We start from the raw sequence: 18,389 nt of genomic DNA, 5'->3' as shown, positions 1-18,389 counted from the left end.
TATCTTTAGCCTTTCAGACTAAAACATACTTTAAATAAAACGAATGTTCTCGCTTATTTATAAATTTTGAAACTTACTCTCAAGTTAAAGATTAATGAGAGACTCTTTTATCACTACTTTTGCGGGCCTTATCTCCAATCCATTGGAATGTTTGGACTAAGCCGATCAGAACAAAAACTGTCGCAAACATGATATCGTCTTCATATCTGTAATATCCGAATCGGATCGCAAGATCTCCTATCCCTCCACCTCCCACAATACCCGCCATTGCAGAATATCCTAATAAGCTAATGGTTGTAACTGTAATTGCTGAGTGGATCCCTGGCAATGCTTCCGGTATCAAAACTTCTTTGATGATTAGAGAGAGTTTTGCGCCAGTGGAAACTGCTGCTTCTAAAACTCCCTCCGGAATTTCTCTAAGAGATGTTTCTACTAATCTAGCTAAGAATGGAATTGCCGCAACTGAAAGGGGAACAGAGGCAGCGAGTGGGCCGATAGTGGTTCCTATTAATGCCTGAGTAAGTGGGATCAATGCTACTAGTAATATAACGAATGGGATCGAACGTACTAAGTTAGCCAATACTCCGAGTATTACGTGAAAGAATCTATTTGGTATAAAAAGTTTTTTATCAGTGAGATAGATCAGAAAACCTAATGGTATTCCAAATAACAACGCGGAAGATAAGGAAATTCCAAGCATTAGGAATGTTTGTCCGAATGCATTGATTAGTTCCGGGTATAATTCTATCCATTTAGAAAAATTCATCGGAAAACTTCCTCCACTGTGGCGCCGTATCTGACGAATGCGGCTCTGAGAGTATCTGTGCTTTCATCCAAAGGATCTGTCTCTAAATAGAAAATTCCGATTGGTTTACCTGAAATGTATTCAATTTTACTATAAATGATATTCGGGACCTGATTTGTGGCACGGATTACTTTTCCCAGAACAGGCTCTGTAGCAATCTCATTCTTTAAAACTATTCTTAGTATTCTGCCTTCTGTTCTTGCCAAGGTCTCTTCCGGAATTGAATTCGTGAATGTATGACCTGTGAGCTTTTTTGTGATTTCTTGAGAAGGATCAGCGAATAAAGAATATACGGAACCTGTTTCTATTAATTTGCCTTTTTCTAATACTGCTACAGAATTGCAGATCTCTCTAACAACATTCATTTCATGGGTAACGATTAGGATAGTGATCGAAAATTTTTTATGAATATCTTTTAATAATCCTAAAATAGAACGAGTGGTTTCTGGGTCCAATGCAGAAGTTGGTTCGTCGCATAAGAGTAAAGTAGGGTGATTTGCGATAGCTCTTGCAATACCGACCCTTTGTTTTTGCCCACCACTAAGTTGATTCGGATATGAATCTATTTTGTCTTCGAGTCCGATCAAGGAAAGAAGTTCAATTACTCTGGTGCGAATCTCTTCTTTCTTCCAACCAGATGCTTTTAATGGAAGCGCTATATTATCGAAAACTTTTCGATTTAATACAAGATGGGATTGTTGGAATACCATCCCCACTTTGGATCTATGATATCTGAGTGCTTCTCCATTTAAATGAGAAATGTCCTTAGATTCAAAGAATACCTGACCTGAGTCAGGAGTTTCCAGTAGATTTGCAAATCTAAGTAAGGTGCTTTTTCCGGCTCCAGTGGTTCCTATGATGCCGAAAATTTCTCCCTTATCTATTTTTAAGGAGATATCCTCAATGGAAGGATGAATAGATTTCGGGAACGTTTTGAAAACGTTCCGAAATTCTAATATAGTTTGTGAGTTCTCTTTTATTTCCGTTTCCCGAACCATTCCGGCTTTTGGAATCCCTTAAAATCTTTGTCTACAACCGTTTCAAAGTTTTCAGACTTTACTGCTTCAATAATGTCTTTAGCGAATATACTATCTTTTTCTGCTTCGCGAACCACGATTATGTTTTTATGCTCTTCTGCCAGTTTTTCTAAGATCACTGCTTTTGTCAGATCCAAACCGGAAGCGAGTGCGAAATTTCCGTTGATTGCAGAGAAGTCTGTACTTTCTAATGATCTAGGAAGTTGAGCCGCTTCTAAAGGTAAAAATTGGATCTGTTTTTTATTCTCTGTGATATCACTCAAAGAGGCTTTAGTCGGAAGTGCATCCGGATTTACTTTAATAAAACCTAATTCTTGGAAAAGTTTCAAAGCTCTTAGCAAGTTCGTAGGATCGTTTGGAAGAGCAATTGATGCCTTCTCTTTTATATCTTTGGGGTTTTTAGTTTTTCCTGCAAACACAGACATGGGAGCTGTGGGAATATTGATAATGGCACTTAACTTTAGATTTTTATCCGCAGTAAATTTTTTCAGATAAGGAAGATGTTGGAATAAATTTGCATCTATATCACCGGAAGCCAGTGCTAAATTAGGTTGGATATAATCGCTGAACTGAACAATCTCGATCTTGTATCCCTTCTTCTCTAAATCAGGAAAGACACCTTTTTTCAAAAGGTCACCGTAAGGCCCGGGGCAAATCCCGATCTTCAGATTTTTTCTATCACCTGGGAGATTGGGGGCTTCTTTTTTTCCGCAGCTTACAAAGAAAGGAAGAAGGGCCAGTAATAGGATAAATAACTTTCGACTCATGAATTCACCTTTTGTCGGAATTGACTAGTCCAAGGATTTTCAAATCTACTCTTCCTGGAAAGTAGAAAAATCTGCTATATTGAATAAAGTGTTTAATATAACCCAAGGCCCTGGATATGCGTCATAAAGCTTAAATTTAGAGGTAGGAACTCCCTACTATAAGGATTCTGCGTATTCTTTCAATTTAGATAAGAATCTGTCTGCTTCAGGATATACCAGGTGAAGTGCGTCGCTGTCTTCGTAGATATCTTTGTTATCAATAAACCAGAGGTATTGAGAAGGAGGAAAGTTTTTCTGAACGGTCTCTCGGGTTCTGGTCTCTTTTGCGGAGACTAAAATTTCAGGATGCATTGGCATTTCGAAAAATATCGGTCGTATGCCTTTCGCTTCCAATTCTATTAGCATAGAAGATAGATACGTCATTCTATCATTTAACTTTTTCTGCTCTACAGCAGCACTGTACCAACGTTTTACTTCTTGTAGATGTTCTTCTTTTAATCTTTTAGAAATTTCGAGAGCTTCTTTTTCTTTCTTTGGTTCAGGTTTTGTTTCTGGGGCAAAAAACCGATCCGTAAATTGGATCACGTATCCTACAGCATAGTTCAATGGCTGTTTTTCGGATCTAAGAACAGGGAAATTTCTTCTAGTAAAGACAAAAAATGGATCAGTATTTTCCTGAGAGAATTTTTCATTTTCTTTAACTGAAAGTTGGTTAATTTCAATCAGCACAAATTTCGGAGAAGTATCCGAATGTTTTAATATAGATAGTCCAGTTAGAGCTCCTTCTCCCACTAAGGAAAGATTAAACCATCCTGAGTTTGCTTTTGGCAACATTCTATCCGACATGGAAGATCCAACGATCACAAATTTAGAATCCTTGCCTTCTGTTAAAAAAGTTTCCACACGGACTCTGTTGTGCTGCCACCAACTCTGTTTTGGGATTTTCTGAGGAGAAAAAAAGTGTATGAATCCCGAATACAGTCCTAAGAAGCTAAGGAAGAAAATAATAAGTCTGATAAAAAATTTCATAATTAAAACTGAAAATAGATAAATGCGGCGGAAGGCCCTTTGTTCAGAACGATCATAAATAGCAAGAATGCATAACCGATAATAGAAACTTTCTCCATAGTTTCTTCAGAATACTTCTCCTTATACCATCCATAAAAATGATAGAAGAATACAGGAATTGAAAAGAATATTAAAAATATACAAAGTTCCCAGTCTGTCCCCAAACTCAAATTTGTACCTAATAATTTTAAATATTTCACTACTGTTTCAAAATCAGGTAATCGGAATAATAACCAAAGAAGCGACACACTCAAGAATACGAATCCGGCTTTTACAAAGGAGAAAAATCGATTCTCTGGAAGTTTAAAAGGGATATTTTGATCCAAAAATCTTTCTATTAATAATAAAAGTCCGTGGCCTATTCCCCAGACCATATATCTCCATTCTGCTCCATGCCAAAGACCGCCTAAGGCCATAACCAAAAATAGATTTATATAAGTTCTGAAGTTTCCTTTTCTATTTCCGCCCAAAGGAATATACAAATAATCTCTGAGCCAGGTAGAAAGAGAGATATGCCATCTTCTCCAGAATTCGGAAAAGTTAGAAGATATATAAGGAAAATTGAAATTGGTTGGAAGTCTATAGCCGAATAAGAATGCAGTTCCGATCGCGATCAAAGAATATCCTGCAAAATCAGCAAAGATCTGAGCTGAATAACCAAAAATCAAAAGTACTAAGGTTAAGGTAGAGTGATGTGCATTATAAGGAAAATCGATTACGAATGTAAGGTCATTCAGATTGTCTGCGATCACAGTTTTTAAAAAATACCCAAGTATTAGGATCTTCGCAGCTTGGATCCAAGGAATCCCCTTGAAATCCTTGGTCTTAATCTGCGGAAAAAATTCCTTTGCCTTAACGATAGGACCTGCAACCAATTGAGGAAAAAAATTAATATAGAGAGAAGATTGTAAAATCAGCTTAGGGTAGGGGACCTTCTCTTTAAAAATTTCTGGGCCGATCCTGTAAAAATCCACCACCATGCTTATCCCATGGAAAGTGTAAAAAGAAATACCAATCGGAAGAGGTATTAGAAAAATCCAATGTAGGCCAGAAGGACCAGAGCTTCCTATAAATGTTTTGGCGAATAAACCACTATATTTAAAGAAAAATAATACACTTAGGTTTAAAACTATTCCTAAGGAGAGAACTGCTTTTTTAGATTTAAAGTCCGGGGTCTGGATCAGATATACAATACTTGCGTTCCAAAAGATGGAGAATAATAAGAGAATGAGCAGCCAAGGATCGGTGTAGGCATAAAAATAAAAGCTGGCGCCCACAACTGTTAAAAGTTGAAATCTTTTTAGAAATGGAAGGTAGTAAAGAGTAAAGGTAATTAATAGGAAAACGAAAAATCCAAAACTATTAAAATTCATAGGAAAGAAAATCTGACTGGTTCAAATTCTTTCCTGGAACCTTTAGGTCAAGAACCTATTATGCTTCCCTTGGCCCTTTTACTAAAAACATCTCGATCTCTCCCTTGTTCTTAGCTTTTATCAATCCTCTGGACTCGCAGATAAAATCTTCCCTTATATAATGGAATGTATCTAAGGAGATATTCACTTCTCCAGCGACTCCTGAACTTTCCATTCGACTTGCTGTGTTGACTGTATCTCCCCAGATATCATAAGCAAATTTTTCAGTGCCGATCACTCCCGCAACTACGCTACCTGTATGGATGCCCAAGCGTAATTCCCAGGTTGGGAGACCTTGGTTCTGCCTTTCTATTTTTTGATTTTTCATGAATTGTTGGAATTCCAACCCACAGAAAACTGCATCTCTTGCGTGAGTATGATTTGGAGTAGGAAGTCCTGCAACGGCCATATAGGCGTCACCGATCGTTTTGATCTTCTCTAAACCGTATTTTTTCGCGATCTTATCAAATTCCGCGAAGAAAAAATGGAGTTCCTTCACTAATTCTTCTGGGCTCATCTTTTCTGCAATCTGAGTGAAGCCTGCCATATCCGTAAATAATACAGTTACACTATCATAACGTTTCGGCTGAACCGTATCATTCATTTTTAATTCGTCAGCGATCGATTCGGGAAGGATGTTTCGAAGAAGATTGTCCGATTTTTTTCTTTCTATATTCAGGTTCCTGCTGAGTATAAAGATCAGTATACCCGTCAGGATTTGGACGAAGATGTAATTTCCTCCCAGGTCCATATATTCAGAATCTCTATCTTTTTGAGGTACAATAAAATTAGGATAAAGATATTCGAATATATATAAGAAACCTGTTACGAAAGCATAGAACGCGTAAATGAAAAAGATATTATGATTTTTTAAAAGGATAGTCGCGATTACGAGTGCAGGAATAAAGTAATAATGATTTCCTCCGTTTGAGCCTCCGTGTAAGAACCAAAGAGAAGATAAATAAACAAGTATTGTTAGATTTAGAGGCCAGAATAGAACATAGTAGATATTTCTAAATCTGGAAAAATAATACATTAGGAGCAGAATCGAACCGGAGATTAAATTCAGAAAAATTACACGGTGAGAATATTCAGTTGTCTCTTCGAAGATAGATCCAAGGATATTTAGGCTTCCATTTACCAGGGAAATTGCATTAAATAATCTGTGCTCTAAAGAGTTCCTTTTGGGATCTCCGAAGATCAAATAGATAAGCTGTAAGAGCCTTTGTTTCATAAAATTTTCCGTGATTTGAGAAGTTTAAATTTTTAGAGCAGGGATAAACCTTTCATATTTCGGAAAAAAATGCAAGCTTCAACTGGAAAGATCGGACACGATCCTATCCCCGAAATAAAAAATATACAAAGCTTTCAGGATAGAGAAAAGGCCAGAACCTTTTGCTTTTGATTGTCTGGAAATTTGGAAGAGTATCTTCCACTGGGAGAATAGTATGGAGTATCTTTCTTTAAACGAAAATCTGGGGTCGTATATGTTTGTGGATTCAGAGGTGACTCCGTTTAATTCTACTATATTGAGATCCTTTCCCTCCAAAAAATCTTTTAGAGAAGAAAATCGAATATCGTATCTGCCAAAATAGAAACCTTTAAAGGTTGATGAAATCTCGTGGATCTTATCTTCTAACTCAGGAGTGATCCATTCCGATCCGTCCAGAAATAAGGTTCCTTGGCAATGATTCCCTGCTTCCGAGAGGCAAATGATCTCTCCTAAAGTAGGGACCTTCTCCCAAGTTTCGGAAAATCTTTTTTGAAATGTTTTTTTCTGTATTTTGAATCTGGGATGGTTTTCTACCAATTGAGAAAGAGTTGATATTCCATTTCCAGTCAATTTCGGAAATACTTTTCTGGTGATAGAGAATATTCTGCCTTTGGATTCATTCGGATATCTATAATAAAAAACTCCGACTTCGAACGGACCAGGATGATATTCTTGGATCAGAAGATCTACATTTGATTCTTGTAAACATTCTTCCAAATGTTCAGGACTTTGGACTTTTCTGACTCCTTGTCCTCTTTGCCCCGAATCAGGTTTGAGTATGATGGGAAAATCGAGTCCTAGAGAATTCATTTTTTCTAAAATAGTATTTATATCTTTAGAACCTTTGGAGACTGAAAAGAATTTTAGTACATGCTTAGAATTTAGTTTTTGTAAAATTTGATATTTTGATTCTCCTACAAGCCCTCCTAAAGGGATATCGGGATTTGCGGCAGCAATTGTTCCAAAGCCTAAAGAAGAAAGTGAACCTGGTCGAATAGAACGAATTGATTCAAATGCAATATACGGGATCAGAGGTAGATACAATTTCCAAGTGGGCCAGAATTCCATAGGATCTGATTTCTTGAGAAGATCTTGTTCTGTCTGAGTTTCTAACATTAGATAACTGGATCCCAGGATAGAATTAGCTGATTTGAATTATATTGCAGAGTGGAAATTGCAAACCCAAAACTTTCCGGAATATCTTCAAACCCGAGATCATGTTCGAGAGCTACTCTAATAATCGCTTCATGATGAATTGTATGTTCTTGCACATAAAGTAATTCTCTTTCCCAAGAGGACCTTACTATATTCTCTATCCCGGAAGAAGAATGGACTAAGTAAGAAACTTGGACTTCTCCTTCCCAATCTCTTAGATCGTATTCTTTTATTAATTCAAGAAGGCGATCTGCAGCTGCTTTAGGAGAATTTTCATAAAGAGGATTTCTTTCCCTTTGATCATAAGAAACAAGCCCCGTATCATATCCATTTATTACTGCTTCTGCAAATTCCAAACAATGGCGAACCTGTTTGCCAATGCTTACACCTGATAATAGATGTAATGGACGAGTATAACTTTTTTCTGAGATCCTAAGGAGTAGGTCCGCGAATCTCGAAAAAATAATCTCGAGTGAATCGGTTAAGTCTGATTTCGTCTGCCTCATTGAGGGAAACTTCGAAGATTTATAGTTTTGGTTACAGAATAGCATAAAAAAATGCCTGCAGAAAGCAGGCATTTTCAGAGGAATATTCGATTTGATATCAACCGAATTTTCCGGAGATATAATCCTCTGTTTCCTTTTTAGAAGGATCATGGAACATCTTTTTGGTAGTGTCGAATTCCACCAAACGACCCATATAGAAGAAACCGGTATAATCACTTACCCTAGCAGCCTGTTGCATATTATGGGTAACGATCACTATTGTATAAGAATCCTTAAATTCTGAAATGAACTCTTCTACTTTTTTAGTAGAGATCGGATCTAATGCAGAGCAAGGTTCATCCATTAGGATAACTTCAGGATTCATTGCGATAGCTCTAGCAATACATAACCTTTGTTGTTGGCCGCCGGAAAGTCCGAGGGCACTATCATTCAATCTGTCTTTAACTTCTTTCCAGAGTGCGGACTTTCTCAAACTTTCTTCAACAATATGGTCCATCTCATCTTTAGAAACCTTACCATTCAGTTTGAGTCCGTAGGCGATATTTTCATAAATAGATTTAGGAAAAGGGAATGATTTTTGGAAAACCATTCCGACTCTTTTTCTAAGTTCCACAACATTCATTAGAGGATCATAAATATTGATCCCATCTATTTCCAGTTTGCCATTCACTTTAGAACTATCTATCACATCATTCATACGATTGATAGATCTTAAAAAAGTGGATTTACCACAGCCGGAAGGTCCTATGAATGCAGTGACCTTCTTCGCATGGATCTCTAAGGAGATATCATGTAATGCCTGGTTCTCACCGTAGAAAAAATTGAAATGGCGGGATTTTATTTTTACTTTTGTATCTTTCATCTGCGATTAACTCCTCGCATCTCCAATAAAAACGTTATACATGGGCTTTGCCTCTTGATTTCCTGATTCTGTATCGTAAGAATGTGGCGAAAAAGCTCATTCCGAAAGTAAGAGTTAGTAACACTACAGTGGTTGCATATTGTTTCGGCATTGCTGCGTCCACATCGGGTGATTGGGTTGCCAGCACGAATAAATGGTAACCTAATTGCATGAACTGATCCGAAAGATGAGAAGGTAATTCCGGTAAGGAATATACAACTCCTACGAATAAGATCGGAGCCACTTCTCCTGCTCCTCTTCCGATGGCAAGAATTGCTCCTGTCAAAATTCCTGTTAAGGAATTCGGTAGGACCAATTTCCAGATGGTCTGCCATTTGGTAGCGCCTAACGCTAAACTGGCTTCTCTCATTTCTCTTGGGATACTTCTCATTGTTTCTTCTACAGAGATAATGACTACCGGTAAGGTTAGAATTGCAAGAGTAGCTGCAGCCCAGATCAAAGCCGGTTTTCCCCAAACCGGAGTGGTGTTATTTGCAACATAATCCATTCCTTTCCCTAGAAATTGGATGAAAAATCCTACACCGAATAGACCGAATACGATGGAAGGAACTCCTGCCAAGGTATTGATCGCGAATCTTACGGTCATTGCGAACTTAGAATCTCTTGCTGTGTATTCAGAAAGAAAGATGCCTGTAGCAGTACCGATCGGAATACTGAATAGGATCATTATAAAAACTAAATATACTGTTCCGTAGATTGCAGGAAATATTCCACCTTCTAAGTTATTATTTTTAGGGGCTTCTGTCAGAAATTCCCAGTTAACGCCTGAAATTCCTTTATAGAATATATTTCCCAACATGAGAAGAACTGCTGATAAAATCAGTCCTGTAGCGAGCATAGGAGCTCCTAAGGCTAATATAGAATAAATTTTATCTTGGACGACTCTTCTTTTTTTAAGTCTGACTTTTTTCCATTTCAAAGAGGTTTACCAAATCTTGTTTGTTTAGGAGCCTTGGAACTTTTTCATAAGCCGCTTTTTTACATACAGCTCAGTGATTGCGTTCAAGGAAAAAGTGAATAGGAACAGAAGAACTCCCAGGAAGAACAAAATATTATAATGTTCTGATCCCCAGATAACCTCTCCCATTTCCGCACCGATCGTAGCGGCAAATGTCCTACTCGGATCAAAAATTCCGAAACTCATCATAGGGGCATTACCGGTAGCCATAAGAGCAATCATAGTCTCTCCAAAGGCTCTTCCGATCCCCAAAAGTACCGCAGCAAATACACCAGGCAATGCAGCAGGAAGCATAACTCTATAAGCGGTTTGCCATTCAGTAGCACCTAATGCTAAAGATGCTTGTCTATAAGATTGAGGGACTGTGCTTAGTGCATCTTCTGCAACCGTAAATATGATTGGAGTGACTGCGATCGCAAGACCGATCCCTCCGGTCAGAGCATTCAATCTGAAATCTATATCAAATGTAGCCTTTACTAATGTAGCAACATCCATCAGACAGAAAAATCCAATCACAACGGAAGGAAAGTTTGCAAGCATCTCGATTGCCGGCTTTACTATCTCTCGTACTCTTGCAGATACAAAAAACGTAATGTTCAACGCGGCCAAAATAGCCAAAGGCGCTCCAAGTAATATCGCTACAATTGTAGTTTTTGCAGTTCCTACAATCAAAGGTAGAATACCAAACTTAGGAACAGAAGATACAGGCTGCCAAATCTTGCTGAAAAGATTTTCGAATAGAGAAAGTTTTTCAGGCTCCGGGGTAGAAACCGCAACAGGTTTATTTAATTCTAAAGTATCTCCATCAGGATTATACTCTGCAGGAGCATCCGAGCTGGAGTCAGGATTGTATTCCGTTGGGGATCCGGAACTTTGAACAGTAGAGGTGGCTTGCGGAGAATTTGAGAAGAATAGGGCAGAAGCTTCTCTAAAGACAAAGAAAAAAATAAGAAGAATGATAAGGATGGAAGTTGCAGCGGTTCCTTTTACTAAAGTTTCCGCGAAAACGTCTACTTTTCTTCTGCTCGGATGTAATAGATATCTCAGCAGAGGATCGAGTTTGCTCATTGAATATTCCGAATTCTGGATTTAAGAACGGCCCCCATTATGAGGGCCGATCACACAATATTACTTTTTCTTAAGAGGGAAGTAACCTACGTCCTTCACAACTTTTTGTCCGTCTTTTCCAATCACCCAATCGATAAACTTTTTGGTTTGGTCTTTAGGTGCTTCTCTCAGATAAAAATATAGATATCTGGAAATTGGATATTTATTGGTCAAAATGTTCGCTTCAGTTGGAAGTTCCGCTTTAGAGTTTGCATCAGCTGCAACAGCAACGTCTTTAACTCCAGAAGCGTAGGCAGCTCCACCGTAACCGATTCCCCATTTATCTTTGGAGATTGCGTTCACTAGAGCTGCAGTTCCTACCATATGTTGTGCAGAAGGATCAAAGTCTTGTTTTTCCAAAGCGTGTTCTTTGAAATACTCGTAAGTTCCGGAGTTGTTCTCACGGCTATAAAGTACAATTTTATGATCTTCTCCGCCAACTTCTTTCCAATTGGTGATCTTTCCAGTGAAAATTTTACGAATTTCTTCGAGAGTAAGTTTTGCAACTGGATTCTTTTTGTTTACATAAAGAGAAATACCGTCAATCGCAACTTTGATTTCCACACCGTTAGAATTGTATTTTTCCTTTAATTGTTGGATCTCTTGAGGTTTGAGAGGGCGAGAAGCAGAACAAATATCTGTAGTTCCGTTGATTAGAGCCGCGATCCCTGTTCCAGATCCTCCTCCAGTTACTTGGAACTGGACGGATTTATCCGGGAAGGTTTCAGTCCATTTTTGAACCAGGATAACCATCGTATCGGATCCTTTAATGGTGATTGTCTTTTTCTCTTCCCCGGATACGGAAAATGAAGAAAGAGCGAATGCTAATAAGACAATAAGTCTTAAACTTATCTTTTTCATCTGTTTGATATTTCTCCTGAAATATTTTTGAATCATAAACAAGAACCGTTACGAACGGATTTCTCAAATATTACAATCCTGATACACTCTGTTCTGTTGCATAGATTTGGCATTTTAGCGCATTCTACGAAAATAAGCCCCTGCCTTTTAAGAAAACGCAGAGGCATCCTATGGTCAGTCGGTAGGAAATCCTACAGCTGCTTTGATCTTAGTCCCACAATCTCCCCCGGCTTGTCCCAGGTTAGGATCACAGGTATAATATTTGAAATTCAGAGGACTTGCATTTGTAGGAATTCCTGAACCCAAAAATCCCAAACTACCGCAAGTTGATTTAGAAAGAGCTGATTTCCTAAGTTCAGTATCCAAAGAATGTCCAAACATTACATAAAGATAATAGTTGGTTGGAGAGATCGTTGAATTCGAAGTTCCCAAGACGGTGAAATGATCGTAACATTCTCCCGTATAATCTGTGAAATTTCCTGCAACCTCTACCACTACGATAGAATTGTTCCCGTCATCAGGAGTTCCTACTAATGCTTGCAATAGAGCCGCGTCGTCCTTTTGGTCGGAAGAGCAAGAAATTGCTAAAAGTCCCAATAGTGGAAGTATGAATTTAAGTTTAGATTTCATAATTTGCTTTCTCCTCTTCTTAATCTAACCTGGTGTTCAGTTGGTCAGGTGTAACCATTCCAGTCCAGAAAGTTGCCTGAAGTTGGAAATATACGGTTTGATTATTAATAGTTTCAGGTTCTCTTGTTATTGGATCTATCCCCAATTTTAGAACTGGAATTTGATAGAATAATTGTGCCTTGAACAAGTGTTTGTCCCCGAAAAGATTCAGACCGACCCAGTAGTATTTTTTCAGATCGTTATCTTCGATCTTACCGTTACGATTGAAATCTCCCTTTAGGAAATCATATCTGAAAACCGGCATAATATAATATTTATCAAATATTTGAATATTATATCCCACAGTTGCCTGCCATCCCGAAAGATTATTGGAAGCTGCGCCTGTATAAGTTGTATAAGCTCCGCTCAGATAAATACCGTTCCAAGTCATGGTTCCGTCGTAGGTATAACCTCTTAGATCCAGATTTTTTTGGCAATAACTGGTTTGGTAGCTCGGAACAGTACAATCTCCTGTACTATTATCAGCAGTAGTTTGAGTGGTAAGAAGATACTGAGTTGGAGCTCCTCTTGGGATCGCACCGTCGACAGCAAGAGAGGAAGCAGGACCAGAGCTAAAGCTTACGTTCTTAGTTTGCATAGTAGCCGCACCCAAGGAAATTTTAAGATCTTTTTGGAAGATCTCTTCTCCTTCTTGCCAACCTACATTGCTACCGTTTTCTTTTACTAGACCACCAAGAACGTTCCATTGAACCCTCGCAAAATATAAAGGAGAGTTCAGAACAGGTTGGTTCGGTCTACCTGCGACTGTTAGATCTTGGCGTCTACCTGTTCCGTAGTCACCACCACCACCGTGTCCGTTACCTGCCATAAGGTCAACAGTCAGATATTTTTCATATTTCCCTTCGAAGAAATCTTTCAAAGGAGAAAGTCTCAGGTTTACACCCATATCGAACTGAGGATAAGCATTTGTCATATAAGAACGTTCTAATGCGATGAAGTTCGCAGAAGACATCAGATACTCTCGATGGAATTGAGTAGGCAATTGACCAAAACTCAATCTTGCTCCTAAGATTGGAATATTCAGATAAAGGAATGCTTCTTGGATGTAACCTCTACTTTCTTTTAGGGAAACGTTAGTTACTTCTCCGGTTGAATTCTTGGTTTGGGTAATAAAAGGAGCATTTAGCATGTTTTCTCCCCTTAAATTCACCATCATTCCCCACCAGGAACCGCCTTGGTATTGAGCCCCCAGACGAAGTCGTCTGAAGTTCCAATCCACGGAATTAAAATCTTCATTACCGTTATTAAAGTTCGATCCTGTTTGGGCAGAAATTCCCCGAAACTGTACCCTACCTGTAATGGTGAGTCGTTCCTTTTGAACCTCTTCTGGTCGGCTGACTAAATGGTTCGGATAAGGATTGAATTTAGGATCGTTCTTGTTAATGGCTTTGTCCATTTTACTTTTGAAACGACCCGGACCTGGTTTGGTAAATAACTGCCCGTCCTGATCCTCATAAATAGTAAATTCTTCCGGTTTAGGTTTTTCCACTTTTGGAGGTTCGCTCGCTTGTGCAAGTTCCGCTCCTGGTGAAGTTCCCTGGGAGAAAATTGCCTGGGAATAGATGACTAGTCCAAGAATAAGAAAATGAGATTTAATCCCCTCTAAGTTCTTTCTCTTTTTAGATTTCTGCTTCATTCAGAGTTACCTTTTCGATTCGCTTTCCGGGTTTCCGCCGAGCGAATTCTGTTTTACGTTTAGGTAACAGAATGATCTTTTTACGTTACAAAATGATTACAGTATGGCGAGGATTTGGTTACAAGCCTCCTTTAGCTAAGTTTTATGCAGAACAGGTATCATTTAAGTTACAGAAATAAAACTAAATAAGCTAATCATATGTTTATCTTTTAGGCTTTTCCTTCCAAACTTCTCTTCATATCGGATGCATCCTTTGCGAAACTTCTGGAAGCCAAGAATACAAATAGGGAAGTTAGCAGCACTGTTACAGGAATAAGAAAGAGAGAATCATGGAGGCCAATTGCCTTAAATTGTTCCGTCATTTCAGAAGCACCTGAGCGGAGCATCGCAGATTTGGTCAAGTGATCTGAAAACCATCCTACAACAGCTGGACCTGCCGCACCACCTAACAGATACATTGCTGCAAAATAGATCGCCATTGCGGTCGCTCTAAGTCTTGGTTCAATTACGTCCTGTATTGCGGGGTAAACGCAGGTATAATAATTATAAGAAAGTAACCATCCTAATCCGAGTAGGAGAGAGAAGAATAAAACCATTTCTTCCGACTGTAGCAATGCTAGAAGGATTAGAATCCCGGACACAAGTAAATTGAATGCTCCAAAAAGAAGCCGGCCTCTTTCTGATCTTTGGTGGATCTTATCTGCGATCCAACCTCCTACTGTTAGCCCGATTAAACCTGTAATTCCTACTATAAATCCTGTAGTAATTGCTGCTTTTACCAAAGTGAAATGATAATATCTTTGTAGTAGCGAAACTAAGAAACTATTCACCGCATAAGCTGCAAAATTGAATGTAAGACCTGAAAGAATGATCCACCACATAGTAGGAATTCTTAATACTTTCTTGATTGGTTGTGCAGGTGGGACTTTCGATACTTGGATAGATTCTGCAGCTCCTCTTTCAGGTTCTCTGATAAAAAAGAAGAATATAGACAGAAGAATACCGGGTAGTGCTGCGATGAAAAATGGTGCCCTCCATGTTCCAAATGCTTTTACGATTGCTCCTACAGTGAAGAAAGCAAGGACCAAACCAAGGGGGAGGCCTAACATAAAAATACCAACTGCCCTTGCTCTTTTATGAGAAGGAAAAAGATCTCCTATAAGAGAATTTGCAGCAGGTGCATAACTTGCTTCTCCTATTCCAACACCCATACGAACTGAAACAAAAGTTAAATAATTCCAAGCATATCCATTCAAAGCAGTGAATGCGCTCCAGATTGCCAGTCCCCAACCAATGATCTTTTTACGACTCCAAGAATCTGCGAGTCTTCCTAATGGCAAACCGGCGATGGCATAAATTACAGTAAATGCAGAACCTACGATACCTAATTGAAGGTCGCTTAAATCCCATTCATGTCGAATGGGTTCAATGATGATAGCAGGGATCGTTCTATCAAAGAAGTTGAGGAGGTTTGCCAAGAATAGAAGGATCAAAATTCTCCATGCATGTTTGGACTGATTCGAGTTCGATTCCATTACGTTGTATCTCCCAAGGGCCGTAATTACCTCCGGCTGGGTATAAAAAGCAAATCATAAAATTATAATTCGAACGATTGTTCTGAGATAAATATATAAAGTATAATTAATGAACGTATGTTAGGAGAGAGAGTAGAACATCTTCTTCTCCCGAATGGAAGAAGAAGATTGTATCAATAAAGAGAGAAGCGAACTGGAACGTAAACTTTTACGGTTATCGCTTTTCCTTCTAACATGGAAGGAGAGTAACGTTTTTTGTAAAATGCTTGGATTGCAGATTCTTCTAATCCATACCCTAAGGTTTTTCCAATATTACGTACTCTTAAAACTTCACCTGAGTCAGCGATGATCACTTCTAAGGTAAGAGTTCCGCCTACACCTGCGGACTGAGCATCTTTGGTATATTCAGGTTGAAGGTTGGGAGAAAGATCCACTGGGGCAGTAGCACCAGAAACGATTGCATCTTGAGCGCCTGAGATCCGGGAGTCTTCTTTTTTCTTAAGAGTATCAGTTACTTCGAATTCTCCGTCGTCAGGAGCTTCTCCCACGTTTGGATCTTGGATCACAAGATTCTCCACGAAAGCAACTTCATCGATCAGCTTGTCCAGATGGTCATAAGTGGTCGGAGGAGTATACCAAAAGAGAAGAGCTGCGATCTGTAAAATGGCAGACGAACCTAAGAAGGTCTCCATCCTGTACCGATCTACAAACCTACGAAGACCAGAACGTTTTTTGGAAGAAGAAGGAGATGATACTTGGTTCATTTCAGTCCTCCCCCTTGTGTTGTTTTAGTTACCAGAGAAACTTTTAATGCTCCGGCTTCTTTCAAAAGTTCGAACACGTTGTCCAGATCTGCATAACTCAGCTCTTTATCTGCATGGATTAGAACTTTTAGATCTGGAGTAGTTGCAAGTTTGGCGCGAACGTTATTGATCGCTTCATTCAAAGGCATCTTTACTTGGTTAAAGTAAATCGACTTCTCGTTATCTGCGCTTAAATATAAATTTGCGATTTTCTTATTAAGCTGCTCTCCTCCAGGAACATCTGGAAGAGCGATTGGAAGATCCGGATCCGTATCAAGGACCGAGGTCACCATAAAGAATACCAAAAGAAGAAAGGCGATATCGGCCATTGAGCTGACCGGAATAGAAGGTGGAGCTTTTTTCTTTTTAAGTGCCATATCTTATTTTAATCTTTTTACGGAGACTTGTTTAAATCCTCTCAACTGCACTGCAGAAAGAGCATCTAACATATTTCCGTATTTTGTTTCGCCGGTCGTTTTGATCAGAGCGACTTTTTCATCGAGATTAGGGATTTCCAGGTCGTTCAGATCCTTTCTGAATTCTGCTAGATCCTTGTAATCACGAGTTCCGAGGATTTTATTCCTCATCTTGATCGTTTCGCCTGCCACCAATATCTCGTAGATATTCTCTCTTAAAACTAGGGTGGGGTTGGAGTTTTTACGGGGAAGTTGGATATTCAAACCTTCCTTCACAAAAAACACCGCGGTCACCATAAAAAATACGAGAAGAAGAAACGCGATATCCGACATGGAAGAGGCTGAAATCTCTTCCAAACCTCTTTTTTTCTTAAGCTGAATCATATTTCTGTCCTAATTAATGGGAAGAACTAAGCTTAAGCTCTTGCGTTACGTTTTAGGAATTCTTTATAAATTCTATTGGCAGCTTCTTCCACTTCGGAAGTGAATCCGTCAATTCTGGAAGTCAGATATTGGTGGAAAGTCATTGCAGGAATTGCGATGATCAAACCAGCCGCAGTGGTGATAAGAGCTTCTTTAATACCGCCCGCAACTACTTTTGCATTTACTTGATCCGCATTTGCAATCGCATCGAATGCGTTGATCATACCAGAAACTGTTCCTAAAAACCCGATAAGAGGTGCGATAGTCGAAACAGCGGCTAAGATCACAAGTCCTCTTTCGAGAACCACGATCACTTCTGCAGCTTCTCTCTCGATACCTTTTGCAAAAATTTCTGCGTTACCAGCGGATACATCGATACCGTTTTTCAAGATATCAGAAATTTTGTAAGAAGGGTTTGCGTCGATGAATTCTTTCGCTCCATCGAAACCTTTTTCATCAACCTTCTCCCCTAAATCGATATTAAAACCTTTAGGAAGAAGTTTGGAAGTAGTAAGGAAGTAGATCCTTTCAAAAATAATTCCAAGTGCGATGATAGAAGAAAGAGCCAATGGATACATTGTCCATCCGCCTTTATTGAATAGGTCTACAAATCCCCAAGTCCCACTTTTTTCAGCAGGAGCTGGAGCAGGTTGTTCTGCAGGTGCAGTAGTTTGTTCGGTTTTGTTTGCGTCAGTTGGCGCAGCGTCTTGAGAAAAAGTAGGTAAAGTTGCAGTTAGGACAAATCCTCCTACAAGTGCAATGGCGATCCATTGGCGTAGAGAGAGATTAGTATATCGATTATGCATAGCTTTCGAAAGCTCCATAAGAAGTAATGAGACATTTTTACGTGATTTGAGTTACATATATATTACGAAGCAGTTACGGGTTGGTTAGTTTGGGGAGAGGGAGATGGGCAAGTGGAGTAGGGACGAAGGGTTTGATGCGGGATTGTAATAGTGAGGGGAGGAATAAAAAAACTCCCTAAGGCTTTTGGCCAAAGGGAGTTTTGCATAAC

General features: G+C 39.0%; 19 protein-coding genes. All 19 read right to left on the bottom strand.

The window, feature by feature from the left end:
• Positions 1-91: 91 nt before the first annotated feature.
• Entirely contained in the window at positions 92-766 is a 675-nt protein-coding gene (locus B1C82_RS06980; RefSeq protein ID WP_086446865.1) for a methionine ABC transporter permease, read from the bottom strand.
• Positions 763-1,803: a methionine ABC transporter ATP-binding protein gene (locus tag B1C82_RS06975; protein ID WP_086446864.1), complete on the bottom strand. Its 1,041-nt coding sequence runs from the start codon at positions 1,801-1,803 to the stop codon at positions 763-765. The genes B1C82_RS06980 and B1C82_RS06975 overlap by 4 nt, the downstream gene beginning before the upstream one ends.
• Complete coding sequence (locus B1C82_RS06970) at positions 1,782-2,609, bottom strand: MetQ/NlpA family ABC transporter substrate-binding protein (protein ID WP_086446863.1); 828 nt, start codon at positions 2,607-2,609, stop codon at positions 1,782-1,784. The genes B1C82_RS06975 and B1C82_RS06970 overlap by 22 nt, the downstream gene beginning before the upstream one ends.
• A gap of 156 nt (positions 2,610-2,765) precedes the next feature.
• Entirely contained in the window at positions 2,766-3,512 is a 747-nt protein-coding gene (locus B1C82_RS06965; RefSeq protein ID WP_234008501.1) for a hypothetical protein, read from the bottom strand.
• Positions 3,513-3,640: 128 nt separating this feature from the next.
• A complete protein-coding gene (locus tag B1C82_RS06960; RefSeq protein WP_086446861.1) occupies positions 3,641-5,050 on the bottom strand; it encodes an MBOAT family O-acyltransferase in 1,410 nt (469 codons plus the stop codon).
• A gap of 58 nt (positions 5,051-5,108) precedes the next feature.
• Positions 5,109-6,323, bottom strand: coding sequence for an adenylate/guanylate cyclase domain-containing protein (locus B1C82_RS06955; protein ID WP_086446860.1), 1,215 nt, complete (start codon positions 6,321-6,323; stop codon positions 5,109-5,111).
• A 78-nt stretch (positions 6,324-6,401) separates the two neighbouring features.
• Entirely contained in the window at positions 6,402-7,478 is a 1,077-nt protein-coding gene (locus B1C82_RS06950) for an ATP-grasp domain-containing protein (protein WP_086446859.1), read from the bottom strand.
• Entirely contained in the window at positions 7,478-8,023 is a 546-nt protein-coding gene (locus B1C82_RS06945; RefSeq protein WP_086446924.1) for a hypothetical protein, read from the bottom strand. The genes B1C82_RS06950 and B1C82_RS06945 overlap by 1 nt, the downstream gene beginning before the upstream one ends.
• 97 nt (positions 8,024-8,120) lie before the next feature.
• Positions 8,121-8,885: a phosphate ABC transporter ATP-binding protein PstB gene (pstB, locus tag B1C82_RS06940; protein ID WP_086446858.1), complete on the bottom strand. Its 765-nt coding sequence runs from the start codon at positions 8,883-8,885 to the stop codon at positions 8,121-8,123.
• Positions 8,886-8,919: 34 nt separating this feature from the next.
• Positions 8,920-9,864, bottom strand: a complete 945-nt coding sequence (pstA, locus tag B1C82_RS06935) for a phosphate ABC transporter permease PstA (RefSeq protein WP_086446857.1) — start codon at positions 9,862-9,864, stop codon at positions 8,920-8,922.
• Between the two features lie 24 nt (positions 9,865-9,888).
• Complete coding sequence (pstC, locus tag B1C82_RS06930; RefSeq protein ID WP_086446856.1) at positions 9,889-10,971, bottom strand: phosphate ABC transporter permease subunit PstC; 1,083 nt, start codon at positions 10,969-10,971, stop codon at positions 9,889-9,891.
• A 60-nt stretch (positions 10,972-11,031) separates the two neighbouring features.
• The gene (locus B1C82_RS06925; RefSeq protein WP_086446855.1) at positions 11,032-11,871 is read right to left on the bottom strand and encodes a phosphate ABC transporter substrate-binding protein; all 840 of its coding nucleotides are present in this window, start codon (positions 11,869-11,871) and stop codon (positions 11,032-11,034) included.
• A 174-nt stretch (positions 11,872-12,045) separates the two neighbouring features.
• Positions 12,046-12,501: an LA_3150 family lipoprotein gene (locus B1C82_RS06920; protein ID WP_086446854.1), complete on the bottom strand. Its 456-nt coding sequence runs from the start codon at positions 12,499-12,501 to the stop codon at positions 12,046-12,048.
• A gap of 19 nt (positions 12,502-12,520) precedes the next feature.
• On the bottom strand, positions 12,521-14,197 hold the full coding sequence (locus B1C82_RS06915) for a hypothetical protein (RefSeq protein WP_086446853.1): 1,677 nt from the start codon (positions 14,195-14,197) through the stop codon (positions 12,521-12,523).
• A 209-nt stretch (positions 14,198-14,406) separates the two neighbouring features.
• Positions 14,407-15,732, bottom strand: a complete 1,326-nt coding sequence (locus tag B1C82_RS06910) for a spinster family MFS transporter (protein ID WP_086446852.1) — start codon at positions 15,730-15,732, stop codon at positions 14,407-14,409.
• 173 nt (positions 15,733-15,905) lie between these two features.
• Complete coding sequence (locus B1C82_RS06905) at positions 15,906-16,496, bottom strand: energy transducer TonB (protein WP_086446851.1); 591 nt, start codon at positions 16,494-16,496, stop codon at positions 15,906-15,908.
• On the bottom strand, positions 16,493-16,912 hold the full coding sequence (locus B1C82_RS06900) for an ExbD/TolR family protein (protein WP_086446850.1): 420 nt from the start codon (positions 16,910-16,912) through the stop codon (positions 16,493-16,495). The genes B1C82_RS06905 and B1C82_RS06900 overlap by 4 nt, the downstream gene beginning before the upstream one ends.
• 3 nt (positions 16,913-16,915) lie before the next feature.
• Entirely contained in the window at positions 16,916-17,335 is a 420-nt protein-coding gene (locus B1C82_RS06895) for an ExbD/TolR family protein (RefSeq protein ID WP_086446849.1), read from the bottom strand.
• Between the two features lie 32 nt (positions 17,336-17,367).
• Positions 17,368-18,180 (bottom strand): MotA/TolQ/ExbB proton channel family protein, encoded by an 813-nt coding sequence (locus B1C82_RS06890; protein ID WP_086446848.1) that lies wholly within the window; start codon positions 18,178-18,180, stop codon positions 17,368-17,370.
• Between the last annotated feature and the right edge of the window lie 209 nt (positions 18,181-18,389).

The organism is Leptospira venezuelensis (genome assembly GCF_002150035.1).
Taxonomy (GTDB): Bacteria; Spirochaetota; Leptospiria; order Leptospirales; family Leptospiraceae; genus Leptospira_B; species Leptospira_B venezuelensis.
The sequence above is the reverse complement of the archived record's forward strand: the minus strand, read 5'-3'. Positions and strand labels throughout refer to the sequence as shown.